Annotated in this window: 24 protein-coding genes and 1 riboswitch; of the genes, 10 read left to right on the forward strand and 14 right to left on the reverse strand. The window is 71.4% G+C overall.

The features are described 5' to 3' along the window. Positions 1-38 precede the first annotated feature (38 nt). From ACZ55U_RS30600 to ACZ55U_RS30625, 6 genes are all read left to right on the forward strand, one after another. Positions 39-1,067, forward strand: a complete 1,029-nt coding sequence (locus tag ACZ55U_RS30600) for a carbohydrate ABC transporter permease (RefSeq protein ID WP_465531236.1) — start codon at positions 39-41, stop codon at positions 1,065-1,067. Next, on the forward strand, positions 1,064-1,891 hold the full coding sequence (locus ACZ55U_RS30605; RefSeq protein ID WP_465531238.1) for a carbohydrate ABC transporter permease: 828 nt from the start codon (positions 1,064-1,066) through the stop codon (positions 1,889-1,891). Before ACZ55U_RS30600 ends, ACZ55U_RS30605 begins: the two co-directional genes overlap by 4 nt. A gap of 6 nt (positions 1,892-1,897) precedes the next feature. Then, on the forward strand, positions 1,898-3,451 hold the full coding sequence (locus ACZ55U_RS30610; RefSeq protein WP_465531240.1) for a glycoside hydrolase family 3 protein: 1,554 nt from the start codon (positions 1,898-1,900) through the stop codon (positions 3,449-3,451). Positions 3,452-3,871: 420 nt separating this feature from the next. Continuing rightward, a complete protein-coding gene (locus tag ACZ55U_RS30615; protein WP_465531242.1) occupies positions 3,872-5,185 on the forward strand; it encodes an extracellular solute-binding protein in 1,314 nt (437 codons plus the stop codon). A gap of 222 nt (positions 5,186-5,407) precedes the next feature. After that, entirely contained in the window at positions 5,408-6,460 is a 1,053-nt protein-coding gene (locus ACZ55U_RS30620) for an SIS domain-containing protein (protein WP_465531244.1), read from the forward strand. A gap of 441 nt (positions 6,461-6,901) precedes the next feature. After that, positions 6,902-8,422, forward strand: a complete 1,521-nt coding sequence (locus tag ACZ55U_RS30625; protein ID WP_465531246.1) for a sensor histidine kinase — start codon at positions 6,902-6,904, stop codon at positions 8,420-8,422. A gap of 452 nt (positions 8,423-8,874) precedes the next feature. On the opposite strand, the gene ACZ55U_RS30630 is transcribed toward ACZ55U_RS30625, so the two are convergent. After that, positions 8,875-9,126 carry a WhiB family transcriptional regulator gene (locus ACZ55U_RS30630; RefSeq protein WP_014138019.1) on the reverse strand — a complete coding sequence of 84 codons (252 nt, stop codon included), beginning with the start codon at positions 9,124-9,126 and terminating at the stop codon, positions 8,875-8,877. Between the two features lie 368 nt (positions 9,127-9,494). After that, positions 9,495-10,466, reverse strand: a complete 972-nt coding sequence (locus ACZ55U_RS30635) for a diacylglycerol/lipid kinase family protein (RefSeq protein ID WP_465531248.1) — start codon at positions 10,464-10,466, stop codon at positions 9,495-9,497. A gap of 50 nt (positions 10,467-10,516) precedes the next feature. Between ACZ55U_RS30635 and ACZ55U_RS30640 the strand changes: the two genes are divergently transcribed. After that, entirely contained in the window at positions 10,517-10,945 is a 429-nt protein-coding gene (locus tag ACZ55U_RS30640; protein ID WP_465531250.1) for a hypothetical protein, read from the forward strand. 36 nt (positions 10,946-10,981) lie between these two features. Here ACZ55U_RS30640 and ACZ55U_RS30645 read toward each other — a convergent pair whose 3' ends face one another. The 8 genes from ACZ55U_RS30645 to sodN all read right to left on the reverse strand — a co-directional run bounded on the left by ACZ55U_RS30645 (position 10,982) and on the right by sodN (position 17,376). Beyond that, complete coding sequence (locus tag ACZ55U_RS30645; protein WP_465531252.1) at positions 10,982-12,022, reverse strand: RNA polymerase sigma factor SigF; 1,041 nt, start codon at positions 12,020-12,022, stop codon at positions 10,982-10,984. A 170-nt stretch (positions 12,023-12,192) separates the two neighbouring features. Beyond that, positions 12,193-12,603, reverse strand: a complete 411-nt coding sequence (locus tag ACZ55U_RS30650; protein WP_316526340.1) for an ATP-binding protein — start codon at positions 12,601-12,603, stop codon at positions 12,193-12,195. 188 nt (positions 12,604-12,791) lie between these two features. Further along, on the reverse strand, positions 12,792-13,268 hold the full coding sequence (locus tag ACZ55U_RS30655; RefSeq protein ID WP_465531254.1) for a GNAT family N-acetyltransferase: 477 nt from the start codon (positions 13,266-13,268) through the stop codon (positions 12,792-12,794). A 10-nt stretch (positions 13,269-13,278) separates the two neighbouring features. Then, positions 13,279-13,662, reverse strand: coding sequence for a nuclear transport factor 2 family protein (locus ACZ55U_RS30660; RefSeq protein WP_465531256.1), 384 nt, complete (start codon positions 13,660-13,662; stop codon positions 13,279-13,281). 88 nt (positions 13,663-13,750) lie between these two features. After that, positions 13,751-14,743 carry an ABC transporter substrate-binding protein gene (locus ACZ55U_RS30665; RefSeq protein WP_465531258.1) on the reverse strand — a complete coding sequence of 331 codons (993 nt, stop codon included), beginning with the start codon at positions 14,741-14,743 and terminating at the stop codon, positions 13,751-13,753. Between the two features lie 22 nt (positions 14,744-14,765). After that, positions 14,766-15,572 (reverse strand): ABC transporter ATP-binding protein, encoded by an 807-nt coding sequence (locus ACZ55U_RS30670; RefSeq protein ID WP_465531260.1) that lies wholly within the window; start codon positions 15,570-15,572, stop codon positions 14,766-14,768. Continuing rightward, positions 15,569-16,648 carry a FecCD family ABC transporter permease gene (locus tag ACZ55U_RS30675; protein ID WP_465531262.1) on the reverse strand — a complete coding sequence of 360 codons (1,080 nt, stop codon included), beginning with the start codon at positions 16,646-16,648 and terminating at the stop codon, positions 15,569-15,571. Before ACZ55U_RS30675 ends, ACZ55U_RS30670 begins: the two co-directional genes overlap by 4 nt. Positions 16,649-16,779: 131 nt before the next feature. Then, positions 16,780-16,892: riboswitch (cobalamin riboswitch) on the reverse strand. Positions 16,893-16,980: 88 nt separating this feature from the next. After that, on the reverse strand, positions 16,981-17,376 hold the full coding sequence (gene sodN / locus ACZ55U_RS30680; protein ID WP_045699892.1) for a superoxide dismutase, Ni: 396 nt from the start codon (positions 17,374-17,376) through the stop codon (positions 16,981-16,983). Positions 17,377-17,553: 177 nt separating this feature from the next. Between sodN and sodX the strand changes: the two genes are divergently transcribed. After that, positions 17,554-18,009, forward strand: coding sequence for a nickel-type superoxide dismutase maturation protease (sodX, locus tag ACZ55U_RS30685; RefSeq protein WP_465531264.1), 456 nt, complete (start codon positions 17,554-17,556; stop codon positions 18,007-18,009). On the opposite strand, the gene ACZ55U_RS30690 is transcribed toward sodX, so the two are convergent. The 4 genes from ACZ55U_RS30690 to ACZ55U_RS30705 all read right to left on the reverse strand — a co-directional run bounded on the left by ACZ55U_RS30690 (position 18,006) and on the right by ACZ55U_RS30705 (position 21,441). Continuing rightward, on the reverse strand, positions 18,006-18,587 hold the full coding sequence (locus ACZ55U_RS30690) for a CGNR zinc finger domain-containing protein (protein ID WP_465531266.1): 582 nt from the start codon (positions 18,585-18,587) through the stop codon (positions 18,006-18,008). The genes sodX and ACZ55U_RS30690 overlap by 4 nt on opposite strands. Positions 18,588-18,696: 109 nt before the next feature. Then, positions 18,697-19,497 carry an amino acid ABC transporter ATP-binding protein gene (locus ACZ55U_RS30695; RefSeq protein WP_465531268.1) on the reverse strand — a complete coding sequence of 267 codons (801 nt, stop codon included), beginning with the start codon at positions 19,495-19,497 and terminating at the stop codon, positions 18,697-18,699. Next, positions 19,494-20,468 carry an amino acid ABC transporter permease gene (locus ACZ55U_RS30700; RefSeq protein ID WP_465531270.1) on the reverse strand — a complete coding sequence of 325 codons (975 nt, stop codon included), beginning with the start codon at positions 20,466-20,468 and terminating at the stop codon, positions 19,494-19,496. Before ACZ55U_RS30700 ends, ACZ55U_RS30695 begins: the two co-directional genes overlap by 4 nt. A gap of 37 nt (positions 20,469-20,505) precedes the next feature. Next, complete coding sequence (locus ACZ55U_RS30705) at positions 20,506-21,441, reverse strand: ABC transporter substrate-binding protein (protein ID WP_465531272.1); 936 nt, start codon at positions 21,439-21,441, stop codon at positions 20,506-20,508. Positions 21,442-22,334: 893 nt separating this feature from the next. On the opposite strand from ACZ55U_RS30705, the gene ACZ55U_RS30710 reads away from it, so the two are divergent. After that, positions 22,335-23,528, forward strand: coding sequence for an NAD(P)-dependent malic enzyme (locus ACZ55U_RS30710; RefSeq protein WP_465531274.1), 1,194 nt, complete (start codon positions 22,335-22,337; stop codon positions 23,526-23,528). 99 nt (positions 23,529-23,627) lie between these two features. Continuing rightward, a complete protein-coding gene (locus tag ACZ55U_RS30715) occupies positions 23,628-24,590 on the forward strand; it encodes a zinc-binding dehydrogenase (protein ID WP_465531276.1) in 963 nt (320 codons plus the stop codon). The last annotated feature ends 86 nt before the right edge of the window (positions 24,591-24,676 follow it).

Raw genomic sequence — 24,676 nt, forward strand, 5'->3', positions numbered from 1 at the left:
GCCTGTCCGTCGTGGCCGGTTGTGAGGAAGTGAGAACGATGGCTGTGCATTCGCAGCGGGTGCAGACACAGTCCCCGGAGCCAGGGAAGGCTGCTGTGGCCGGTATTGAGAAGGGCGCCGCGGGCGGCGGCTCGAAGGGCACCGCGCCGAAGGGCTCCAGATCCGCGGGCGGTCCCGGCCTGGGCGCGCGCCTCGCACCGTACCTGCTGCTGCTGCCGGCCACCGTGGCGACCCTGGCCCTGCTCGGCTGGCCGCTGATCAAGACGGTCCTGCTGTCGTTCCAGAACCTCAACAGGCGCCAGCTCGTCATGCACATGACCGAGTGGAACGGCTTCGACAACTACAAGGAACAGCTGACCGACCCGGAGTTCTGGGCGGTCACCGGCCGCAGCGTCGTCTTCACCCTGGTCAACGTGGTGCTGATCATGGTCGGCGGCACCCTGGTCGGCCTGCTGCTGAACCAGCTCGGCAAGAAGATGCGGCTGGTGCTCCAGATCGCGCTGCTGCTGGCCTGGGCCATGCCGGTGGTCGCCGCGACCACCGTCTACACCTGGCTGTTCGACTCCCAGTGGGGCGTCGTCAACTGGATCCTGGACCAGCTGGGCTGGCACTCGATGCGCGACTACAACTGGCTCAGCGACCAGTACTCGACGTTCTTCATCATCGTCCTGCTGATCGTCTGGATGTCGATCCCGTTCGTGGCGTTCAACATGTACGCCGGTCTGACGACCATCCCCAAGGAGCTCTACGAGGCCGCCCGGATGGACGGCGCCGGCTCGGTCAAGATCTTCACCGCGGTGATCTTCCCCAACCTGAAGCCCTTCTTCCTGGCCACGACCTTCCTCGAAGTCATCTGGGTGTTCAAGTCCTTCACCCAGGTCTACGCCATCAACGCCGGTGGCCCCGAGAGCCTGACCAGGACCCTGCCGGTGCACGCCTTCCTGGAGGGCTCCTCCGGCCAGCACTACGGCATCGGCGCCGCGATCGCCGTGCTCACCATCCTGATGCTGGGCGTGCTGATGGCGTACTACTTCCGCATCATGATCAAGCAGGAGGACGAGCTGTGAGGCGCTCTCTCTTCGGACGTACCTGGCTGAACGTGACCGCGGCCGTCCTCGCCGTCTTCTTCGTCTTCCCCGTCTACTGGATGATCGCGACGTCGTTCAAGCAGAACAGCGACATCATCAGTCCGACGCCGGTCTTCATCCCCTTCGACGCGACCTTCGAGCACTTCAGCACCGCGGTCGACGCGCCCAACTTCTGGACGTACGTCGTCAACAGCGTCACCGTCACGGTCGGCGCGGTGCTGATCTCGCTGCTGATCGCGACCCTGGCGGCCTTCGCCATCGCCCGGATGAAGTTCCGCGGCCGCAAGGCCTTCGTGCTGGTCGTGATGATGTCGCAGATGGCGCCGTGGGAGGTCATGACCATCGCGGTCTACATCATCTCCCGCGACAACGACATGCTGAACAGCCTGGTCCCGCTGACCTTCTTCTACATGATGATGGTCCTGCCCTTCACCATCTGGACGCTGCGCAGCTTCATCGCCGCGGTGCCCAAGGAACTGGAGGAGTCGGCCATGGTGGACGGCTGCACCCGCACCCAGGCCTTCGTGAAGGTGATCTTCCCGCTGCTGGCCCCGGGCCTGATGTCGACCTCGCTGTTCGGCTTCATCACCGCGTGGAACGAGTTCCCGCTCGTCCTGATCCTCAACAAGGAGGAGGGCAAGACCCTCCCGGTGTGGCTGTCGTCCTTCCGGACCGCCTTCGGCGACGACTGGGGCGCCACCATGGCAGCGTCCACGCTGTTCGCCATCCCCGTGCTGATCCTTTTCGTCTTCCTCCAGCGCAAGGCGGTCGGCGGTCTGACCGACGGCGCCGTGAAGGGCTGAGCCACCGTGAGCATTCTCGTTCCCACCGTCGCGGACAGCGACCAGCTGCACCGTGACGCACTGACCGTCCTCCAGCCCGGCTTCGTCGGCACCGAGCCGCCGGAGTGGCTGCGCCGCCACCTCGCCGCGGGCCTCGGCTCGGTCGCGCTGTTCGACCGCAACGTGGTCGACCTCGACCAGCTCTCGGCGCTCACCGGGGCGCTGCGGGCGGAGAACCCCGACCTGCTGATCGCCATCGACGAGGAGAGCGGCGACGTCACCCGGCTGGAGGCGGGCTCCGGCTCGTCCTGGCCGGGCAACCTCGCGCTCGGCGCGATCGACGACCCGGCGCTGACCCGGGACGTCGCCCGCGAGCTGGGCCGGGCGCTGGCCGCGGCCGGCGTCAACTACAACTGGGCGCCCACCGCGGACGTCAACTCCAACCCGCGCAACCCGGTCATCGGGGTCCGCTCCTTCGGCGCCGACCCCGAGCTGTGCGCCCGGCACACCGCGGCCTGGGTCGAGGGCCTCCAGTCGGCCGGCGTGGCCGCCTGCTCCAAGCACTTCCCGGGCCACGGCGACACCGCGGTGGACTCCCACCACGGCCTGCCGGTCATCGACGTCGACCTGGACGTGCTGCGGGCCCGCGACCTGATCCCGTTCCAGGCCGCGATCGCGGCCGGCACCAAGGCCGTGATGACCGCCCACATCATGGTCCCGGCGCTGGACCCGAAGCTGCCGGCCACCCTGAGCCCGGCGGTGCTGCGCGACCTGCTGCGCGCCGCCCCGGCCGACGGCGGCCTCGGCTACCAGGGCCTGATCGTCAGCGACGCGATCGAGATGGGCGCCATCGCCGACACCTTCGGGATGGGCGAGGGCACCGTGCTGGCCCTGGCGGCCGGCGCGGACGCGATCTGCGTCGGCGGCGGGCTGGCCGACGAGGAGACCGTGCTGATGCTGCGCGACGCCATCGTGGCGGGCGTGCGCTCCGGCCGGCTCGCCGAGGAGCGGCTGGCGGACGCCGCCGACCGGGTCCGGGCGCTGGGCAGCTGGGGCCGGATCGCGGCCCAGGGCGAGCGGGTCGAGCCGGACCTGGCGGTCGGCCTGCGGGCCGCGCGCCGGGCGCTCAAGGTGGTCCGGGCGCCGGGCCTGGCGCTGCCGCCGGTGAGCGAGCGTCCGTTCGTGGCCTCGTTCTCGGACGAGCCGAACATCGCCGTCGGCGACGTCACCCCGTGGGGCGTGGCCGGCATGCTGGCCGACCGCTTCCCCGGCACCCGCACCCGCGAGGTGTCGGCGGCCGAGGCCGCGCCGGAGCTGCTGGACGCCCTGGTCGACGAGCTGCTGGCCGGCGCCGAGGGCCGCCGCCTGGTCCTGGTGGTCCGGGACGCGCACCGGCACTCGTGGATGTCCGCCGCGCTGGGCCGCCTGGTCGCGGCACGGCCGGACGCCGCCGTGGTGGAGATGGGCCTGCCCCAGTCCGAGCCAGCCGGCGCGCTGTACATCGCCACCCACGGCGCCGCCCGGGTCTGCGGGCTGGCGGCCGTGGAGGTCCTCACCGGGCAGCCGGGAGCGGTCGCCTGAACCGAAGAACGAGACGTCGCCGGCCCGGTCCGGCGGACGTCGGCCCACGGGCCCGTCATGCGCATGTCGCATGGCGGGCCCGTTCCGTTTTCCCCGTGTTCGATCCGTGGACCCGCCGGGTGACCGTGTTCCCTCAAGCAGGCCTTAAATCCACCTTAAGACTCACTTGCGGTGACGGTACGGCGACTGGCGGCCACGCGGTACAACAGCTCTGCAACGGCGCCGGTAACTAAGGCTTTTGGCCGTTGACACCACCTATGGTCTAGGCCAGAGTCCAGTCATCCGGTTCGAGATCAACCCGCCCCGGATGTGGTATCGGCCCTTCCCAAGCTCTTCGCCGCCCTCGTACCGGACTCTCCCTCCGCGGGCGCCAATCACGCTGCCGGCGGGCAACACGGCTCTACACCCTCGGAGGATGGCGTGAAGAAGCGTCAGCTCATCCCGACGCTCGGGACCATCACACTGGCGGTCGCCCTGACGGCCTGTTCCTCGTCCGCGAAGCCCGCGGCCGACGGCGCGGCCGGTGGCGCCGACGCGAAGGCCGCGGGCGGCACCGTCACCGTCTGGCTGATGGACGACGCCCAGAAGAACTGGCCCGACCTGGTCCAGCGGGTCAACGACGAGTTCGCGGCGAAGTACCCGAACGTCACCCTCAAGCTGGCCTACCAGGGTTGGGCCGACAAGGTGGGCAAGCTCGACCAGGCCATCGCCGACGGCAGCGCCCCCGACGTGGTCGAACTGGGCAACACCGAGACCATGAAGTACGTGCTCTCCGGCGCGCTGGCCCCGGTGGACCGCACCACCTTCGACAACTCCGACAGCTGGATCAAGGCGCTCGCCAACACCTGCACGTACCAGGACAAGCTGTGGTGCGTGCCCTACTACGCCGGCGCCCGGGTCGCCATCTACAACTCGGCGGCCTTCCAGCAGGCCACCGGCAGCGCCGAGTTCCCGAAGACCGAGGCGGACCTCCAGACCGCGCTGGACAAGATCGCGGAGCGGAACAAGGCCGACCGGACCTACTCCCCGCTCTACCTGCCCGGTCCGTACTGGTACGCCGCGATGAGCTACGTGGCCGCGTACGGCGGCAGCATCGCCAAGTTCGACAGCGCCGGCAACTGGCACGGCACCCTGCACGACGCCAAGTCGCAGCAGGGCATCAGCCACTTCGTCGACCTCGTGCGCAAGTACAACAAGGGCGATCTGACGGTCAACGAGCAGAACCAGTTCGAGTCGATGGCCCGCGGGCACGCCGCGTCCTTCTACGGCAACGGCTACGAGGCGGCCAGCGTCACCGCGCCGGTCACCGGCGACCCGAGCATCAAGGACGCCGTCAAGGTGGCCACCATGCCCGGCCCGGACGGCAAGCCGCTGCCGACCTTCATCGGCGGCTCCGACCTCGCCGTCACCGCCAAGTCCCAGCAGGTGCAGCTGGCCACCGAGTGGATCCGGATGTTCACCAGCACCAAGTCCCAGCAGGCGCTGGCCGACAAGGACATCCTGCCGAACAACCTCACCCAGCTGAACCCGCTGAAGAACAAGCCGACCACGGCCGCCGCGGCCAACGCCGTCCCGGACGCCTGGTTCACCCCGCTGGCTCCCGGCTGGGGCGCGATCGAGAAGCAGAAGATCCTCCCGGACATGCTGACCTCGATCCTCAAGGGCAAGTCGGTGGACCAGGCCACCAAGGAGGCCGACGCCGCGATCGACCAGCTGATCAACAAGCCGGCCTGACCGTCCGTCGCGGCTCGCCCCCTCCCGCGCCGGCGAGGGGGCGAGCCGCAGGGCGTGCGCGGGTTCGGACAGGCGTGCGGACGAAAGGTGCCCGGCGGCGGGCGCGCCCGTAGGATTGCGGGACGAAGGACCGCAGCGAGTGTGCGGACTCGCCGCCGTGGAGGTCCCCGCCGGGCAGCCGCCCGCGCGGGGTCGAATCCGTCTCATCGGAGGCAGACCCTGATGTCCGACCCGCAGACCGTTCCCGGCCGGATCATGGCGGCGGAGATGGCCGAGCAGCCGGCCGTCCTCCAGCGCATCCTCGACGAGGGTGCCCCGAAGATCCGCGAGGTCGCCGCGCGGATCGCCGCCCGGCGCCCGCGCTTCGTCCTGCTCACCGCGCGCGGCACGTCCGACAACGCCGCGCTGTACGCCAAGTACCTGATCGAGATCCTGCTCGGCAAGCCGGCCGGGCTGACGTCGATGTCCACCACCACCGCGTACGGTGCCAAGCCGGACCTCACGGACGTCCTGGTGATCACCGTCAGCCAGTCCGGCGGCTCGCCCGACCTGGTGGCCTCCACCAAGGCCGCCCGCGAGGCCGGCGCCATCACCCTCGCGGTGACCAACAACGCCGCCTCGCCGCTGGCCGAGGTGTCCGAGTTCCACATCGACGTGCTGGCCGGCCCGGAGAAGGCGCTGCCGGCCACCAAGACCTACACCGCCGAGCTGCTGGCGCTCTACCTGCTGGTCGAGGGCCTGCGCGGGGGCGACGGCGGGGCCGCCAAGGAGCTGCCCGGCCTGGCCGCCGGGATCCTGGCCCGCAAGGCCGAGGTGAAGGCGCTGGCCGAGCGCTACCGCTTCGCCCAGCGCCTGGTGATCACCTCGCGCGGCTACGGCTACCCGACCGCCCGCGAGGCGGCGCTCAAGCTGATGGAGACCACGTACATCCCGGCCACCCCGTTCTCCGGCGCCGACCTGCTGCACGGCCCGCTGGCGATGGTGGACAACGTCTCGCCGGTCATCGCGATCGTCCCCGACGGCAAGGGCGGGGAGGCCCTCCAGCCGGTGCTGGACCGGCTGCGCGGACGCGGCGCGGACCTGGTGGTGGTCGGGCAGCAGGCGCAGGTGGACGCCGCCTCGGCCGGCTTCGCGCTGCCCGCCGGAGTGCCCGAGGAGGTGCAGCCGATCCTGGAGATCCTGCCGCTGCAACTGCTGGCCCACGAGGTGACCATCGCCCGCGGCCAGGACCCGGACGCCCCGCGCGCCCTGGCCAAGGTCACCGAGACCCGTTAGGCCCCCGCCCGACCTGCGAACGAGCCGGCCCCCGGTCCACAGCTGGTGGACCGGGGGCCGTTCGCTGAGCGGCCGGCCGTGGTTCCGGGCCGAAAACACTACGGGCCACGGCGCCGACACGGGACCCTCAACCCATGCGGCACCGTAGCCCGGAGCTGTCGTCGGGCGCCGGGTTCGACCGAGGACTGTGCGGGGTCCTCGCTCGGCGGCGTCCGACCGAGGAGCGGCCGCGCGCGGTCAGGGCAGTTGCGCGGGGGGCCTCTCCTTGGTGCCCTTTCATTGTGGACTAGACCAATCTCGGTTGTCCAGGCCTCTCCGAAAATTGGTCTAAACAACTCGGACGGGAGCCGAGGGGCCCGCCAGGCCCTCCCACCAGGCACCGCGCGGTCCGCCCGCCGGTCCGCCGCGCCCCGCCCGGACCGGCGGCGCTACCCTCGCCATGTGCCCTCGCTGAACGAACTCGTCCGCCGCCACACCACCCTGACCGGGGCCGACGTGGAATGGCTCCACATGCTGGTCTCGGAGTGGCAGCTGCTCTCCGACCTCTCCTTCGCCGACCTGGTGCTGTGGATCCCCACCTGGGACGGCATCCGCTACGTCTCGGTGGCGCAGATGCGGCCCAACACCGGGCCCACCTCCTACCAGGACGACATGGTCGGCCACCTCGTCCCGCGCGGACGCCGTCCGCTGCTGGACGCCGCCTTCGACGAGGGCCGGATCGTGCGCGAGGGCGATCCGGAGTGGCGCGAGGAGGTCCCGGTCCGGGTCGAGTCGATCCCGGTCCGGCGCGAGGGCAAGGTGCTCGGGGTGATCGCCCGCAACACCAACCTGCTGACCGTGCGCACCCCCAGCCGGCTGGAGCTCACCTACCTCCAGAGCGCCTCGGACCTGGCCCAGATGATCGCGGCCGGCTCCTTCCCCTTCCCCGGCGCCGAGCAGGCCGACATGGACGCCGCGCCCCGGGTCGGCGACGGGCTGATCCGGCTGGACGCGGACGGCATCGTCACCTACGCCAGCCCCAACGCCCTGTCCGCCTACCACCGCCTCGGCCTCACCACCGATCTCGTCGGCAGCCACCTCGGCCGCGCCACCGCCGACCTCGCCCCGCCGTCCCGCTCGGCCGTCCACGAGGCCCTGGTGAAGGTGGCGAGCGGCTGGGCGCCCCGGCAGACCGAGGTGGAGGCCCAGGGGGGAGTGGTCACCCTGCGGGCGATCCCGCTCAAGCCCAAGGGCACCCTGACCGGTTCGCTGGTGCTCTGCCGGGACGTCACCGAGCTGCGCCGCCGCGACCGCGAGCTGATGACCAAGGACGCCACCATCCGGGAGATCCACCACCGGGTGAAGAACAACCTCCAGACCGTCGCGGCGCTGCTGCGGCTCCAGTCCCGCCGGATGGACTCGGAGTCCGGCCGGGCCGCGCTGGACGAGGCGGTGCGCCGGGTCGGCTCGATCGCGATCGTGCACGAGACGCTCTCCCAGGCCCTGGACGAGCAGGTGGCCTTCGACGAGATCGCCGACCGGGTGCTGGCGATGGTGATGGAGCTGTCCCAGGACGGCCGGGTGGCCACCCGCCGCACCGGCAGCTTCGGCATCCTCTCCGCCGAGGTGGCGACCCCGCTGTCGATGGTGCTGACCGAACTGCTCCAGAACGCCCTGGAACACGCGTTCGGCCCGACGGCCTCCGGGAACCTGGAGGTGAGCGCGCTGCGCGGACGGGCCCCGGCGACCGGCAAGGGCTGGTCGGACACCTGGAACGGCGGCGCCCGGCCGGAGGAGTACCTGCTGATCACGGTGCAGGACGACGGCCGCGGCGTGCCGGAGGGGTTCGACCCCCAGACGGCGGGCAACCTCGGGCTCCAGATCGTCCGGACGCTGGCCACCGGTGAGCTGGGCGGCACCTTCGACATGGTGGCGGGCCCGAACGGCGGGACCAAGGTGATCCTGGAGATCCCGGTCCGCTGAGGCACCCCGCCGGGGCGGCGGCACCCGGAGTGCCGGCGCTCGGAGGCGCGGGTTGCTCGAAGGTGCGCGACGGGGGCGTGAGCTTGGCGAGAGCGCCGGGTGCACGCACCGCGCGCCGGAGCGCGGAAACAGAAACGAGGCCCTGTCGACCGGGGGGGGTGGGTCGACAGGGCCTCTCAACCCGTTCCGGCCGTCGGGGGGAGTCGGCCGGAACGGGGGCTCTGGGTGGTGCGACACCTCGCCGGTGCGTTGCACACGGTGAGCGCCACAGCTCCACAATATTGCTCTAAGTGAACAGTATCAAGTGGCTGGGCCGTCCGGTGTCGCGGGACCCGGCAGGGCCGAGGTCCTTGGTGCGGAAGGCTTCACCAGGAGGTGCAGGGAAGCCTTTGATCATGTGTCGATCGGTACGGCGGTTACTGCTGGTGCTACGGCGTGTGATCGCTGCGCGATCAGGCGGTGCGGGCGCGGTTGCGGGCGGCGCGGCGCTTCATGGCGCGACGCTCGTCCTCGCTCATGCCGCCCCAGACGCCGGCGTCCTGGCCGGTCTCCAGAGCCCACTGGAGGCACTGCTCCATCACCGGACAGCGGCGGCACACGGCCTTGGCTTCCTCGATCTGCAGCAGAGCAGGACCGGTGTTCCCGATCGGGAAGAACAGCTCCGGGTCCTCTTCGCGGCAGACAGCGCGGTGGCGCCAGTCCATGGTCGTCCAACTCCTCCTGCCGCGGGGGGTGGCCCGATCGGCATAATCGAATGGCTTGTGAATGTGAACGCTTTCACGAATCCCGCAACAGCAAAAGAGACCAAAGGCCCACCGGGCCCGGGTGGTCTGTGCTGGGGGGATTCGGCGATTCGAGGGACGCTCCGCGGTCGGCGCTCCTGTGGTTCCGGAGTTGCCGTCGCTGCGATGTGTCCCGATCGCCATGTAGAGGTTCGCAAACCTCGGGCTCGGATACAACCCCCTTCGAGGAGGAATTTTGGATTCTTCGGTGTCGCCTAGCTCACAGCCGGTACTTCTATGGAGTGAAGGGGGCTTGTGCGTTCGAGAAGAAGGGGGAACCCCCGTTCCAGTCACACAATCACACGCAGTGCCCGCCGAACGCCTGTGAAACTGACGCGACTCCTGTCTCCAAGATGGTCGCCGTCGACCTGGAACGGGCTCGGTTCCTCTGAAACCAAGGTGAAGTGCCTGACGTCGTGATAGGAGACGACGTGCTTCCCGCCCGGGCCGGCCGGAGGGGCGCCGTCGCTCGAAGACGCGTACGACCGCAGGATCTGACGGACCGTTCGAGCCGTGCCGAACGCCGTCATCCGGGTGATGCCGAAGACGTCCAGATCAGTGTCGAAGGAGGCGAGCGGTGAGGGGTAGACCGGGCGGTTGCCGAGGAAGGTCCAGGGCGAGGTGTTGCTGACTATCGACAGGACCAGGCCCGGAACCGGCGCCCGGCCCGGCAGCACCAGGGAGACCGGGCCGGAGCGGCGCTGCTCACGCTGGGTGAAGTAGTGCCGGAGGGCCTGGCCGACGTACAGGGCGTGGGTGGACTTGCGCCCGGCCCGGCGCTGCTCCTCGACCCGGCCCACCACCCCGGCGTCGAAGCCGAGGCCGGCGGTGAAGGTGAACCAGCGGTCCGGCAGGCCGTCGGTCATCGCCTTGCCCAGCCCGATCGGCCGCTCGCGGCCGTGCTCCAGCGCGTCCAGCAGCGCGCCGGTGGCCTCCACCGGATCGTTGGGCAGGCCCAGGGCGCGGGCGAACACGTTGGTCGAACCGCCCGGCACCACGGCCAGTCGCGGGACCTTCTCGCCCGGGCCGTGCGCGAGCAGCCCGTTCACCACCTCGTTGACGGTGCCGTCGCCGCCCAGCGCCACCACCAGGTCGACCGTGCCGTCCTCCGCCGCCTCGCGGGCCAGGTCGCGCGCGTGGCCCCGGTAGTGGGTCTCGGCGACCTCCAGCTTCAGATCGCTGCGCAGCGCGTGGATCAGGACGTCCCTGGTGCGGCCACTGGTGGTGGTGGCCTTGTGGTTCACGACCAGGAGAGCGCGCATGGGGAAAGCCTACGGGTCGGTACGGGCCAACCGGCGGCTACCCTGCTGGAGTGACCGCAGAAACCTCCGCCCCCGCCCCCTCGGCAGGCTCCGGCCGTCCGGCCTCCCTGACCCTGGGCGCCGCCCTCACCGCGCTGGAGGGCACCGCGCTGGCCGTCGTCGGCATCATGGACATGGTGTCCGCGCTCTCCGGTGATGCCAAGCATCTGGCCCTGAACGAGTTCGGCGGCGCGGTCATCGTGCTGCTCGGCGTGCTGCCGGTGCTGGCCGCCCGCGCGCTGCTCAAGGAGCGCCGCTGGGGCCGCAGTCCGGCGGTGCTGACCAACTCGATCTGCCTGCCGGTGGCCTACTACATGTGCCAGATCGGCGGCGGGATGGTCGCGGTCGGCGTGCTGGTCGGCCTGCTCGGCCTGGTGGGCATCGGCTGCCTGCTGAACCCGAAGTCGACGGCGGCCCTGTACGCCCAGCCGGAGGGCTGAGCGCACGGGGCCGCCGGAGCTGACCATCCGTCAGTCCTACTCCTCCACCAGGAGCTTCTCCCGCAGCTGCGCCAGCGTCCGGGCGAGCAGCCGGGACACGTGCATCTGGGAGATCCCCACCTCGGCGGCGATCTGCGACTGGGTCATGTTCCGGAAGAACCGCAGCACCAGGATCTTCTGCTCCCGGGGCGGCAGTTGGGCCAGCAGCGGCTTGAGCGACTCGCGGTACTCGACGCCCTCCAGCGCCTCGTCGGTCGCGCCCAGGGTGTCCGCGACGGCCGGCGACTCGTCGTCGCTGTCCGGCACGTCCAGGGACAGCGTGGAGTACGCGTTGGCGGACTCCAGGCCCTCCAGGACGTCCTCCTCGGAGATGCCGAGGTGCTCGGCCAGCTCGTGCACCGTGGGGGAGCGGCCGTGCCGCTGGGAGAGCTCGCTGGTCGCCGTGGTGAGCGACAGCCGCAGCTCCTGGAGGCGGCGCGGGACGCGCACCGCCCAGCCCTTGTCCCGGAAGTGCCGCTTGATCTCCCCGACGATGGTCGGCGTCGCGTAGGTGGAGAACTCGACCCCGCGCTCGTGGTCGAAGCGGTCCACCGACTTGATCAGCCCGATGGTGGCGACCTGGGTCAGGTCGTCCAGCGGCTCGCCGCGGTTGCGGAAGCGCCGGGCCAGGTGCTCGACCAGGGGGATGTGCATCCGCACCAGCTGGTTGCGCAGCTCGACCCGCTCGGGGGAGCCCTCGGGCAGCGCGGACAGCCGGACGAACAGCGCGCGGGCGGCCTCCCGGTCCGGAGCGCCGGTGCGGTGCGAGCCCTGGGCGGGCACCGCGCCGTGCGGTTCGGCCTCGGCGGCCTGGTCCGTCTCGGCGGCCGGGTACGCCGCCTCCGTCCCGTCCACCGGGTCCGGCGGGGACGCGGAGGCGGGTGTCGGATCGGACGTCGGCTCGGTGGGGTGGCTCATCCGGTGGGCGTCCTTCGGGTGCGCTTCGTCGTTGGCGGCGAGGCCGGGAACGCTCGCCTGGGTCGGTACGGCAGGTCCCGCCGTCGCGAGGCCGGTACGGTCCAGATCACTCACGGCCATTCCCCCGTTCCGTTCCGGGAGCACCGGGGCCGGCGGCCCCGGAATCGTCTCGTTGGTCGTACCGCCCCGGGGGCGGTACCGGGAGCCGTCCGCCGGGGCCCCGGAGCGGGGTTCGGCGGACGGCCCTTGCGCGGGTGGTGCTGGGTGCTGCTCGCTGCCGGCCGGCCCGACTAGTGGGCCGGGGTCCCGCCGCGCTTCTTGTGCAGGCTGATGGACACGGTGTTGTCCTCGGCGACCGAGGAGTCGACCTCGCCGGCCAGCGCGGAGAGCACCGTCCAGGCGAAGGTGTCCCGTTCGGGCGCCTTGCCGTCGGTGGTCGGGGCGGCGACGGTCACCTTCAGCGAGTCGCCGACCAGCCGGAACTCGCACGACAGCACGGAGCCGGGCACCGCCTGCTGGAGCAGGATGGCGCAGGCCTCGTCGACCGCGATCCGCAGGTCCTCGATCTCGTCGAGGGTGAAGTCCAGCCGGGCCGCCAACCCGGCCGTCGCTGTTCGCAGCACGGAGAGGTAGGCGCCCGCTGCGGGCAGCCGGACCTCCACGAAGTCCTGAACACCGAGATCGCCGTCGATCTGGGACACCCTTGCCTCCTGGGTGGCGCGCTGTGCTTGCTTGGTACCCCGCTTGTTACCGCTTGCTGCCCCCGGAGGGGGCCCGGCGCCGCGGATCCGCCATCGCTCTGCCTTCCGCACCCCGGTTCGGGAGTTACTCATGGTAAGGCATTGCGACGCAGGGTGGCAGACCCTTTCCCCGGCCCGTCCGGGGCCGTTCAGCGCCGGCCGGCGGCGGCCAGCGCCTCGTCGGTGAGGCGGTAGACCGTCCACTCGTCCATCGGCACGGCGCCGATCGACTTGTAGAAGTCGATCGAGGGCTGGTTCCAGTCCAGGACCGACCACTCGACCCGGGAGTAGCCGCGCTCGACGGCGATCCGGGCGAGCTCCGTCAGCAGCGCCTTGCCGTGACCGCCGCCGCGCGCCTGGGGGCGGACGTACAGGTCCTCCAGGTAGATCCCGTGGGTGCCGCGCCAGGTCGAGAAGTTGCGGAACCAGAGCGCGAAGCCGACCGGCTCGCCGGTGGCCTCGTCCTCGGCGATCAGGCCGAACAGCGCCGGGTTCTCGGCGAACAGGGCGTCGTGCAGCTGCGCTTCGGTGGCCTTCGCCTCGTGCAGGGCCTTCTCGTAGTCCGCGAGCTCGCGGATCATGGCGTGGATGACGGGGACGTCGCTGGCGACGGCGGTGCGGATCATGTCGGTGAGCCTACTGCTCGGGACCGGTCTCGTCCCAGGCCTGGACGGAGGTCTGGTCGACGATCCGGCCGTCCCGCAGGTCGGCCATCGAGGACATCAGCACCCGGACGCCGTCCGGGTAGCGGCAGGATTCCAGGAAGGCGACGTGGTCGCCCTGGACCACCACCTGTTCGAGCCTGTGGGTCATCTCGCGGCCGTAGACGTCGTCCAGCATGGCGCCGATCTCCTCCCGCCCGTGCATCACCAGGGGGTGGCTGGGCTGGGTCTTGCGATCGACCATGCGCAGTTCGGCGTCTTCGGCGTAGAGCGCCAGGAGGGTTTCGGCGTCGCCGCGTTCGATGCCCTCGCGCAGTGCGCGGGTGTCGAAGGCGGCGGGGCCGGCCACGGTGGCCATGAGTTCGCTCCTCCGGTCGGGTTCCGTCGGTTCGTACCTTGAGCGTACGCCCGGCCGCCCCGGCCGGAGGAGCGCGATCGGGGGCCGGTCAGCGGGCCGGCACGGTGCGCAGGTACTCGGCCAGCGAGCCGATCGCGGCCGGGTTGCGCGGGCTCTCCACCAGGTCGACGTAGTCCATGACGAAGATCCGGTCGTTCTTGACCGCGGCGACGTCGGCCAGCGGCGGGAAGGACTTGAGGAACCTCCGCTTCTCCTCGATGCCGGTGCTGCCGTAGTCGGTGACCACGATCACCTCGGGGTCCTGCCGCACCACGCTCTCCCAGCCGGCCGAGAACCAGGTGTCGTCCTGGCCGCCCATGATGTTGGTGCCGCCGGCCTTGGCGATGATCTGGTTCGCGGCGGCGAACTTCCCGGCGGTGTACGGCTTGTCCTGCCCGCTGTCGTACAGGAAGACGGACGGGCGGTGCCCGGGCTGCGGGACGGCGGCGATCCGCGCCCTGAAGTCGGCGATCAGCTTGTCGGAGCGGTCCTTGACGTCGAAGATCTCGCCGAGGTTGGCCAGGTCGGTGTAGAGCGCCTCCAGCGGGTCCATCACCCCGCGCTGGGTGCCCTTGCCGCTGCGGCAGGACTCGCTGAGCACGTACGAGTCGACGCCGAGCGCCTTGAAGGCCTGCGGGGTGACACCGGCGCCCTCGTCGAAGCCGTAGTGCCAGCCGGCGAGGACCAGGTCGGCCTTGGCGTCCAGCGCGATCTCCTTGGTGAGCACCTTCTTGGAGAGCCAGGTGGTCTGCTCGTAGCCGTCCTTCCAGGCGACCTGGTCGATCCGGCCCTTGTCGTCGGGCATCACGTAGCCGGCCATCCGGTCGGTGAGGCCGAGCGAGAGCATCAGCTCGGTGATGTTGACGTCGTTGGTGACCGCCCGGGCGGGCTTGCGGTCGAAGGTGAGCTTCTCGCCGCAGTTCTCCACCGTCACCGGGTAGTGGGCGGAGGCGGTGGCGGCCTCCCCGGGGGCGATCTCGGCGCCGCAGGCGGTGAGTCCGAGGGTGAGCAGGGCGGTGGCGGCAACGGCCTTGGTGCGCAAGGTGGTTCCTTCGGAGGGTCGATCAGGCGGAGGGGGCGAGGCGGTCGAACAGCAGTTGGAGGGCGCCGGTCTCCGGGTGCCGCACCGGGGTGGCGCGGACGCCGAACACCTCGGCGAGCAGGGCGGGTCGGAGCACCTCGTGGGGCGGGCCGGAGGCGACGATCCGGCCGGCCCGCAGCACGTAGAGCAGGTCGCAGTGGCTCGCCGCCAGGTTGAGGTCGTGCAGCGCGGTGACGACCGTCGGCCCGGCCTCGCGGGCGAGGGCCAGCACCTCCAACTGGTGCGCGACGTCGAGGTGGTTGGTGGGTTCGTCCAGCACCAGCAGCCGCGGCTCCTGGACCAGCGCCCGGGCGAACAGCACCCGCTGCTTCTCGCCGCCGGACAGGCTCAGGAAGCCCCGTTCGGCGAGGTGCCCGGCCCGGACCTTGCGCAGCGCCTCGGCGCAGCGCTCCTCGTCCCCGTCGGCCGGGGCGCCGAAGCCGCGGCGGTGCGGCAGCCGGCCCATGGCGACCACCTCGGCGACCGTGAAGTCGAACTCGGCGGAGTGCTCCTGGGTGAGCGCGGCCACCCGCCGGGCCGTCTCGCGGGCGGTGAGCGCGTGCAGGTCGTCACCGGCCAGCCGGACCACGCCGCCGGCCGGCCTGAGCACCCGGTAGACGCAGCGCAGCAGGGTCGACTTGCCGCTGCCGTTCGGCCCGACCAGTCCGACCACCTGTCCGGCGGAGGCGGCCAGGCTCACCTCGTGGACCAGCCGGGTGCCGGCCAGTTCCACCGAGACGGCGTCGACGGTGAGGTCCTGGGCCCCGGTGATGGCGTTCGTCCCGGTCATCGGGCGGCTCCGAAGGCCTGGCCGCGGCGGCGCATCATCAGCAGGAAGGCGGGCACGCCGAGCACCGCGGTGAACACCCCGACGGGCAGTTCGGCGGGCGCCAGCAGGGTGCGCGAGGCGATGTCCACCCAGACCAGCAGCAGGGCCCCGGCGAGCGGCGCGACCACCAGCACCCGGCGGTGCCCGGCGCCGACCAGCATCCGCGCCAGGTGCGGCATCAGCAGCCCGACGAAGCCGATCGCCCCGCTGACCGCGACCACGGTGCCGGTGACGGCGGCGGTCACCACGAACAGTTCGCGGCGCAGCCGGTCCGGGTCCACGCCGAGCGAGGCGGAGGTCTCGTCGCCCATGGCGAGCGCGTCCAGCCGGCCGGCGGCGCAGCCCAGGTGGGTGAGGCCGGCCAGCACGGTGGCGGCGGCGATCGGCACCGAGCCCCAGGTGGCGCCGCCGAGGCTGCCGAGCAGCCACATCATGGCGTCCCGGGCGGCCTCGCCGCGGTCGGCGGCGAAGACCATCAGCGTGGTGGTGGCGGAGAAGCCGTAGGACAGGGCGGTGCCGGTGAGCACCAGGCGCAGCGGGGTGAGCCCGTACGCGGTGCGGGCGGCGAGGTAGACCAGGGTCATGGCGGCGAACGCGGAGCCGAAGGCGGAGGCGGAGATCGCCCAGACGCCGAGCGAGGCGAAGGCGCCGAACAGCAGGACGGCGTTGGCGCCGACGGCAGCGCCGGAGGAGATGCCGAGCACGAAGGGGTCGGCCAGGGAGTTGCGCACCAGGGCCTGGACGGCCGTCCCGCAGGCGGCCAGCCCGGCACCGACCACGGCGGCCAGGACGGTGCGCGGCAGCCGGATCTCCCAGACGATCGCGTAGGCGGCGGCCTCGTCCGCGTCCAGCCGGCCGCCGGTCAGCCCGGCGCCGAGCAGCCGCAGGACGCGGGCCGGGCCGATCCCGGAGGAGCCGAGGGCGACCCCGCAGACCAGCGAGAGCAGCAGCGCCGCGGCGAGGGCGGCGGCGAGCGGGGCGACGGGTATTCGGCGAGCGGGCGGGCCGGCTGCACGGTCGGCGGGTGCGCGGTTCACGGGTGGCGCCTTGCCTCGGGCCGTGGGTGCGCCGGGGCGGGCGCGGGCCGCGCGGGTGCCGGTGCGCCGTTCCCCTCGCAGTCCGCGGCGAGTTGTCGGGAGGTCGAGCGACCGGGGGCGATCGGGCTGGCGCGGCCGTCCGGGCTGGTACGGGCCAGGCTCACCGTTGCGGGTCAGCGCCGGATTCGCACCGGACTTCCCCCTCGGACGCCCTGGCAGCATAACAGCCGCTCGGGGTCAGGGACCCTTACCGGGGCCGGGTCGGACGTGAACGCACGACCGCCCCCGTCCGACGGTGCGGACGGGGGCGGCCGGGTGGCGACGCGTCAGGCTCAGGCCTGCTTGGTCTCCCAGAAGATCTTGTCGACCTCGGCGATCAGGTCCAGCAGGGCCTGGCCGGTGGCCGGGTCGGTGGACGCCTTGGCGGCCGAGGCGGCCTTCAGGGTGTCGTTGATCAGCTGGTGCAGCTGCGGGTACTTCTCGAAGTGCGGGGCCTTGAAGTAGTCGCTCCACAGCACCGAGATGTGGTGCTTGACGGCCTCGGCGCGCTGCTCCTTGATGATGATGGCGCGGGCGCGGAAGTGCGGGTCCTCGTTGGCCTGGTACTTCTCCTGGGTGGCCTTGACCGACTCGGCCTCCAGCTTGGCCTGGGCCGGGTCGTAGACGCCGCAGGGCAGGTCGCAGTGGGCGTGGGCGGTGGCGCGCGGTGCAAACAGACGAGAGAACATGGGAGTCCTTCCTTGGATCGTCTTCCCGCGCCCGAGATTACCCTTCCGCCTTCCCGGTTTCGCGGCCGGGCGGTGGGCCTAGGGCGAAAGACGGACCCCCAACCGTGCGAATTCGGACATCGAACGGATGACGGTCCGTACGGCAGACTGGGTGCGGGCCGATCGGGAGGAGCAGTCGTGGCGCGGAGCACGCGACCGGAGGACGGCGCGCCGGGCGGCGTGCTGCCGTTCGGGCTGGTCGACGTGGCGGGGCCGTCGATGGTGCCGACCCTGCGCGAGGGCGACCAGCTGCTGGTCCGCTACGGCGCGCCGATCCGGCCGGGCGCGGTGGTGGTCTTCCGGCACCCCTTCCAGCAGGACCTGCTGGTGGTGAAGCGGGCCGCGGAGCGCCGGGCCAAGGGCTGGTGGCTGCTGTCCGACAACCGCCCGGTGGACAGCGACAGCCGCAGCTACGGTGCCGTCCCGGACGAGCTGGTGCTCGGCCGGGTGCTGCTGCGGCTGCGTCCGAGCCCGGCGTGGCTGGCGCCGGGCCGCCGGCTGGAGCGGCTGCTGCTCACCCCGTGGCTGGCCCGGGTGCCGGGCCTGGCCCGCCGGCTCGGGGCCTGGGTCGACGGGGCCGACGGGCGACCCTAGGCGCCGGCCGCGGCCTGGGCCTCCTGGCGCTTGCGGGCCCGGTAGGCGGCGACGTTGGCGCGGGTCGCGCAGCGGTCCGAGCAGTAGCGCCGGGAGCGGTTGGTCGAGGTGTCCAGGTAGGCGTTGCGGCAGGGCGCGGCCTGGCAGATGCCGAGCCGGTCGGCGCCGAGTTCGGTCAGGTGGACGGCCAGCCCCATGCAGGCGACCGCGCTGAAGTGCGCGGTGGCGGTGGCGGAGTTGTCGGCCAGGTGCAGGTGCCAGCGGGGCCGCCCGGCGTCGTCCAGGTAGTCGTGCCCGGAGATCAGCGGGCTGACCGGGTACTCCATCAGCAGGCTGTTCAGCAGGTCGACGCCGCGGATCTCGTCCCCCTCGGCGGCGGCCTCGAAGACCCCGCGCAGCCTGGTGCGCACCGCCCGCAGCCGGGGCAGGTCGGACTCGTCGGCCAGCGCGGCGGCGCGCGCGGAGTCGGAGAACAGTCCGCGCACCGCCTCCACGGAGGTCAGCGAGTCGGTGCCGCGCTCGGGCTCCTCGGTGTTCACCAGCCGAACGGCGAGATCGGCGTACGCGGCGAGCTCCACAGGGGTCCTTCCAGGTTCGGTAACGGGCTGGCAGCCTCCAGCCTATTACCCGGGCGGAGAAAACGTCGGGCCCGGCAGGTCCGGCCTGCCGGGCGCCGACGGTGGGTTCTCAGAGCACCTTGGACAGGAAGGCCCTGGTGCGCTCGTGCTGGGGGTTGGTGAGCACCTCGCGGGGGGTGCCGGACTCGACCACCACGCCGCCGTCCATGAACACCAGGGCGTCGCCGACCTCGCGGGCGAAGCCCATCTCGTGGGTGACGACCACCATGGTCATGCCCTCCTCGGCGAGGCCGCGCATGACGTCGAGGACGTCGCCGACCAGCTCCGGGTCCAGCGCGGAGGTGGGCTCGTCGAAGAGCATCAGCTTGGGCTTCATGGCCAGCGCGCGGGCGATCGCCACGCGCTGCTGCTGGCCGCCGGAGAGCTGCGAGGGGTAGTTCCCCGCCTTGTCGGCAAGGCCCACCCGCCGGAGCAGCGCCATGCCGTGCTCGCGGGCCTCGGCCTTGCTCTCGCCCTTGACCTGGACCGGCGCCTCCATCACGTTCTCGATGGCGGTCATGTGCGGGAACAGGTTGAAGCGCTGGAAGACCATGCCGATGTCGCGCCGCTTGACGGCGACCTCGCGGTCCTTGAGCTCGTACAGCCGGTCGCCCCGCTGCTGGTAGCCGACCAGCTCGCCGTCCACCCAGAGGCGGCCGGCGTTGATCTTCTCCAGGTGGTTGATGCACCGCAGGAAGGTCGACTTGCCGGAGCCGGACGGGCCGATCAGGCAGAACACCTCGCGCTGCCTGACCTCCAGGTCGATGCCCTTGAGCACCTCGGTCAGCCCGTAGGACTTGTGCACGTTCTCGGCACGGACCATGGGCTCGCCGGACGCGGCGCCGGCGGGGGACTTGGTCAGGTCGGTCATGCGGGACCACCTCCGTCGAGCCCGGGGACGACGTCGGGGGTCGTCCTGGGGGCGGGCTTCCCGGCGAACAGGCCCCGGAGCCGCTGCAACGGGGTGGGCGGGAGGGTGCGGTTGGAACCCCGGGCGTAGTAGCGCTCCAGGTAGTACTGACCGATGGTCAGCACGGAGGTGAAGAAGAGGTACCAGAGGCTGACCACGATCAGCAGCGGGATGTTCTGGTAGTTGCGGGAGTAGATCACCTGGCCGGCCCGGAAGATCTCCTCCAGGGAGATCACCGAGACCAGCGAGGTGGTCTTGAGCATCGAGATGGTCTCGTTGCCGGTCGGCGGGATGATCACCCGCATGGCCTGCGGCAGGACGATCCGGCGCATGGCCTGGAACCGGCTCATGCCGAGCGCGTGGGCGGCCTCGGCCTGGCCCTCGTCCACCGACTGGATGCCGCCGCGGACGATCTCCGCCATGTAGGCGGCCTCGTTGAGGCCGAGGCCCAGCAGCGCGGCGACGAAGGTCGGGATCAGGACGTTGGTCTGCTCGGACCAGAACTCCGGCCCCCACGGGACGCCGATCGACAGCTTGGCCCAGATCAGGCCGAGGAAGTTCCAGAACACCAGCTGCACCAGCACCGGGGTGCCGCGGAAGACCCAGATGTAGACCCAGGCGACGCCGGCCAGCAGCGGGTTGGGGGACAGGCGCATCACCGCGAGGACGATGCCGCCGACCACGCCCATGAGCATGGCGAGCGCGGTCAGCTCCAGCGTCACCAGCAGGCCGTGCATGATGCTGGCGTGGAACAGGTACTGACCGACGATGTCCCACTTGAAAGCGGGGTTGGTGAAGAGGGCGCTCAGCAGCATCGCCGCGAGCAGGGCGATGACGACGGCGCCCGCCCAGCGTCCGGGGTGGCGGACGGGGACGGCCTTGATGGTGTCAGGCCGTCCCCTCTCCGCCGTCCCCTTGTCCAAAGAGTTCACGGTGTGGCCTCGGGGGAGAAGGTGGAGCGTACGAGGGTCAGTGGCCGGCGGAGACGCTGTTGACCACCGACTTGTCGATGGCGCCGGCCTCGACGCCCCACTTGGTGAGGATCTGCTTGTAGGTGCCGTCGTCGATCAGCGACTGGACGGCGCCCTGGATGGCGGGGGTGAGCTTGGAGCCCTTGGCCAGGGCGACGCCGTAGGGGGCCACGCCGTAGGTCTCGCCGATCTTCTCCAGCTGGCCGCCGGACTGCTTGACGGCGTAGTCGACGACCTGGGAGTCGGCCATCATCGCCTGGTCGCGGCCGGAGACCACCGCGTTGGTGACGTCCGTCTGGAGGTCGAACTTGTCGCCCCCGTTCTGGATGCCCGGCTTGCCGGCCTTGACGCAGTCCGGGTCCCGGGTGTCGTTGATCTCGTCGGCCTGGGTGGTGCCGGTCTGGACGGCGACCTTCTTGCCGCAGAGGTCCTTCGGGTCGATCTTCTCCGGGTTGCCCTTCTTCACCGCGACGGCGCTGCCGGAGTTGAAGTAGGTGACCATGTCGACGACTTCCTCGCGCTCCTTCTTGTCCGTGAAGGAGGACATGCCGAGCTGGAACTTGTTCGACTGGATGCCGGGGAGGATCGCGGTGAAGCCGGAGTCCTGGACCTCGGCCTTGAGGCCGAGCTTGGCGGCGATGGCGTTGGCCAGGTCGACGTCCATGCCGATGACCTTGCCGCTGTCGTCCTTGAACTCGTCCGGCGCGTACGAGGCGTCCGCGCCGACCAGGAGCTTGCCGGCCGCCTTGATGTCGTCCGGGACGAGCGAGGCGAGCTTGGGATCGGCCTTGACCTCGTTGACGGTCGCGGAGGCGTTGGGGGCGCCGCCGCCGTCGCTCTTGCCGCTGCTGCCGCAGCCGGTCAGCACGAGGGAGACCAAGGCGGCGACCAGGCCGGCCGCGAGGAGTCGGTTGCGCTGGGTACGGGCGCTCATGAGGGGGATCTCCATCCTGGGGGAGAGGTCGGGCGGAGCGCGCCGCGGGAGCGGCGCACCGGAAACGGCGAACCGGACGGTTCGGTACGTGCGTGTCGCCGTACGTCGTCGTACGTGCAGGCCGGGTCGTGCGGTTGCCCGGGCGCGTGGGAGGCCGTCCGGGGTTTTACCAGGTACTGCTTCCGCCACCCTCCGCCGAGGTGGACGTCGACCGAACCGTCTGACCATGGGCCGACTCGATCGGAGATGGGGGGAATCCTGCCATCTGATGACACCCAGGTGGCCCTCATCCAGATCAAAATCGGATAACGAGGGGTTGTGCTGTCCGCTATTCGGACTCATACCGTGGCCCTGTCACGGCACGCATAGGTATGCGGACCGGGCCGTTCCGTCCCGCCCTCCCGGGCCCGGCCGCCGGTGTGTCAGAATCGTCACCGGGTGACCCCCGAACGCTCGAACCAGACCGACGAGCCCCGACAGGCTCGGGGTGCTCAGGAACGGAAGTCTCACGTGGCTCCGTATCCGCGGGCGCCCGACTCCCCTTCGGATCTGTGTTCACTCCCGCGGGTGCGCGTGCGCTCATGCCGTCGCCGCCGCCGGAGCCCGGTGCTTCCGACACCGGGCCCCTGTGACGCGACAGCGCGGCGATGAACCGTACGTGACGAGGACGAAAAGGCATAGGTGCGATGCCGTCGTCCGGCCTACGCTCGGGCGGGAAGCACAACACGGACAACACCAGACCCCATAACACCCTCATTCGAGGGCGCCGCCCGACGGCTGCGCCCCGACCCTCGTCCCGGGTCCGCTTCGGCGTACCCGGTTTCCGGTTTCCGGACGGGGTCGCCCGTCCGTCGGTCGCGTGCCCTCGCCAGAACACTGACGAAGAGGTCATCGTGGCAGCGGAGATCATCAGCAGCACCCAGGACACCGACGATCCGGTCGACGCGGTTTTCGCGCTCCACCGCGGCGGCAAGATGGAGATCCGGGCGACCGTCCCGGTGCGCGACGCGGACGACCTGTCCCTCGCCTACACCCCCGGTGTCGCCAGGGTCTGCACCGCCATCGCCGAGCGGCCGGAGCTGGTCGACGACTACACCTGGAAGTCCAACACCGTCGCGGTGGTCACCGACGGCACCGCGGTGCTGGGCCTCGGCGACATCGGCCCGCAGGCCTCGCTGCCCGTCATGGAGGGCAAGGCCATCCTGTTCAAGCAGTTCGGCGGCGTGGACGCGGTGCCGATCGCGCTCGCCTGCACCGGGGTCGACGAGATCGTCGAGACCGTGGTCCGGCTGGCCCCCTCCTTCGGCGGCGTCAACCTGGAGGACATCTCCGCCCCCCGGTGCTTCGAGATCGAGCGCCGGCTCCAGGAGGCCCTGGACATCCCGGTGTTCCACGACGACCAGCACGGCACCGCGATCGTCTCCACCGCCGCCCTGTGGAACGCGGCCAAGGTGACGGGCCGTGAGATCGGCTCGCTGCGGGCCGTCATCTCCGGCGCCGGCGCGGCCGGCATCGCGATCGCCAAGATGCTGGTCGCGGCCGGCATCGGCGACGTGGCCGTCTGCGACCGCAAGGGCGTGGTGCACGAGGGCCGAGGCGACCTGACCGACGTCAAGGCCGAGATCGCCGCGCTGACCAACCGCTCGGGCCTCAGGGGCACGCTGGCCGACGCGCTGGCCGGCGCCGACGTGTTCATCGGCGTCTCCGGCGGCACCGTGCCGGAGGAGGCCGTGGCGACCATGGCCGAGGGCGCGTTCATCTTCGCGATGGCCAACCCCACCCCGGAGATCCACCCCGAGGTCGCGCACAGGTACGCCGCGGTGGTCGCCACCGGCCGCAGCGACTTCCCGAACCAGATCAACAACGTGCTGGCCTTCCCGGGCATCTTCGCGGGCGCCCTCCAGGTCCGCGCCTCCCGGATCACCGAGGGCATGAAGCTGGCCGCCGCCAAGGCGCTGGCCGGCGTGGTGGCCGACGAGCTGACGCCGCAGAAGGTCATCCCCTCGCCGTTCGACGAGCGGGTCGCGCCGGCGGTCACCAAGGCCGTCGCCGAGGCCGCCCGCGCGGAGGGCGTGGCGCGGATCTGACGATCCGACCGCACCGTCGTCAAACGGCCCGGGGCCGGGACACGCGTCACACCTCCGCGTGGTTCCCGGCCCCGGCCGTCGCGGCTATCGTCCGGTGGCATGTTCGCTGCCTACGCCGCACGTATCGACGCCGACGACCCGCTGAGCGGGCTGGAACTGGGTGACCTCCCCGAGCCCCAGGCCCGTCCCGGCTGGAGCGTGGTCACCGTCCGGGCCGCCAGCCTCAACCACCACGACCTGTGGTCGCTGCGCGGGGTCGGCCTGCCCGCCGGGAAGCTGCCGATGATCCTCGGGTGCGACGCCGCCGGCGTCGACGAGCACGGCAACGAGGTGGTCCTCCACTCGGTGATCGGCCAGAGCGGCCACGGCGTCGGCCCGGACGAGCCGCGCTCCATCCTGACCGAGCGCTACCAGGGCACCTTCGCCCAGCGGGTCGCGGTGCCCACCTGGAACCTGCTGCCCAAGCCCGCCGGGCTGAGCTTCGAGCAGGCCGCCTGCCTGCCCACCGCCTGGCTGACGGCCTACCGGATGCTGTTCACCAACGCCGGGGTCAAGCCCGGCGACACCGTGCTGGTGCAGGGGGCGGGCGGCGGGGTGGCGACCGCCCTGATCGTCCTCGGCAAGGCGGCCGGCCTGCGGGTCTGGGTCACCGGCCGGGACGAGGCCAAGCGCGCCCGGGCAGTGGAGCTCGGGGCCGACGCGGCCTTCGAGAGCGGCGCCCGGCTGCCCGAGCGGGTGGACGCGGTGCTGGAGACGGTCGGCGCCGCGACCTGGTCGCATTCGGTGAAGTCGCTGCGCCCGGGCGGCACCGTCGTCATCTCCGGGGCCACCTCCGGCCCCAACCCCGCCGCCGCCGAGCTGAACCGGATCTTCTTCCTGGAGCTCAAGGTGGTCGGCTCGACCATGGGCACCAAGGAGGAGCTGGCCGGGCTGCTCGCGTTCTGCGCCAACACCGGCGTCCGGCCGGTGATCGACTCGGTGCTGCCGCTGGCCGAGGCGCGGGAGGGCTTCGCCCGGCTCGCCGAGGGCGACGTCTTCGGCAAGATCGTCCTCACCCCCTAGATGATTGATGCCAAGGGGTTCAGTGGTCGTACGCGGTGAGGGAACGCATGACGGGCTGCCCGGTCTGGTCGTTGTGCCAGATCGCG

The sequence above is a fragment of the Kitasatospora sp. NPDC034533 genome (assembly GCF_055575155.1).

What these genes read in the sequence shown, in the direction of transcription:
- ACZ55U_RS30715 (WP_465531276.1), top strand. Translation starts at nt 23,628, where the DNA reads ATGTTCGCTGCCTACGCCGCACGTATCGACGCCGACGACCCGCTGAGC.
- ACZ55U_RS30645 (WP_465531252.1), bottom strand. Translation starts at nt 12,022, where the DNA reads ATGGCCGTGAGTGATCTGGACCGTACCGGCCTCGCGACGGCGGGACCT.
- ACZ55U_RS30600 (WP_465531236.1), top strand. Translation starts at nt 39, where the DNA reads ATGGCTGTGCATTCGCAGCGGGTGCAGACACAGTCCCCGGAGCCAGGG.
- ACZ55U_RS30660 (WP_465531256.1), bottom strand. Translation starts at nt 13,662, where the DNA reads ATGGCCACCGTGGCCGGCCCCGCCGCCTTCGACACCCGCGCACTGCGC.
- ACZ55U_RS30630 (WP_014138019.1), bottom strand. Translation starts at nt 9,126, where the DNA reads ATGGACTGGCGCCACCGCGCTGTCTGCCGCGAAGAGGACCCGGAGCTG.
- sodN (WP_045699892.1), bottom strand. Translation starts at nt 17,376, where the DNA reads ATGTTCTCTCGTCTGTTTGCACCGCGCGCCACCGCCCACGCCCACTGC.
- ACZ55U_RS30635 (WP_465531248.1), bottom strand. Translation starts at nt 10,466, where the DNA reads ATGCGCGCTCTCCTGGTCGTGAACCACAAGGCCACCACCACCAGTGGC.
- ACZ55U_RS30695 (WP_465531268.1), bottom strand. Translation starts at nt 19,497, where the DNA reads ATGACCGACCTGACCAAGTCCCCCGCCGGCGCCGCGTCCGGCGAGCCC.
- ACZ55U_RS30655 (WP_465531254.1), bottom strand. Translation starts at nt 13,268, where the DNA reads ATGATCCGCACCGCCGTCGCCAGCGACGTCCCCGTCATCCACGCCATG.
- ACZ55U_RS30670 (WP_465531260.1), bottom strand. Translation starts at nt 15,572, where the DNA reads ATGACCGGGACGAACGCCATCACCGGGGCCCAGGACCTCACCGTCGAC.
- ACZ55U_RS30620 (WP_465531244.1), top strand. Translation starts at nt 5,408, where the DNA reads ATGTCCGACCCGCAGACCGTTCCCGGCCGGATCATGGCGGCGGAGATG.
- ACZ55U_RS30705 (WP_465531272.1), bottom strand. Translation starts at nt 21,441, where the DNA reads ATGAGCGCCCGTACCCAGCGCAACCGACTCCTCGCGGCCGGCCTGGTC.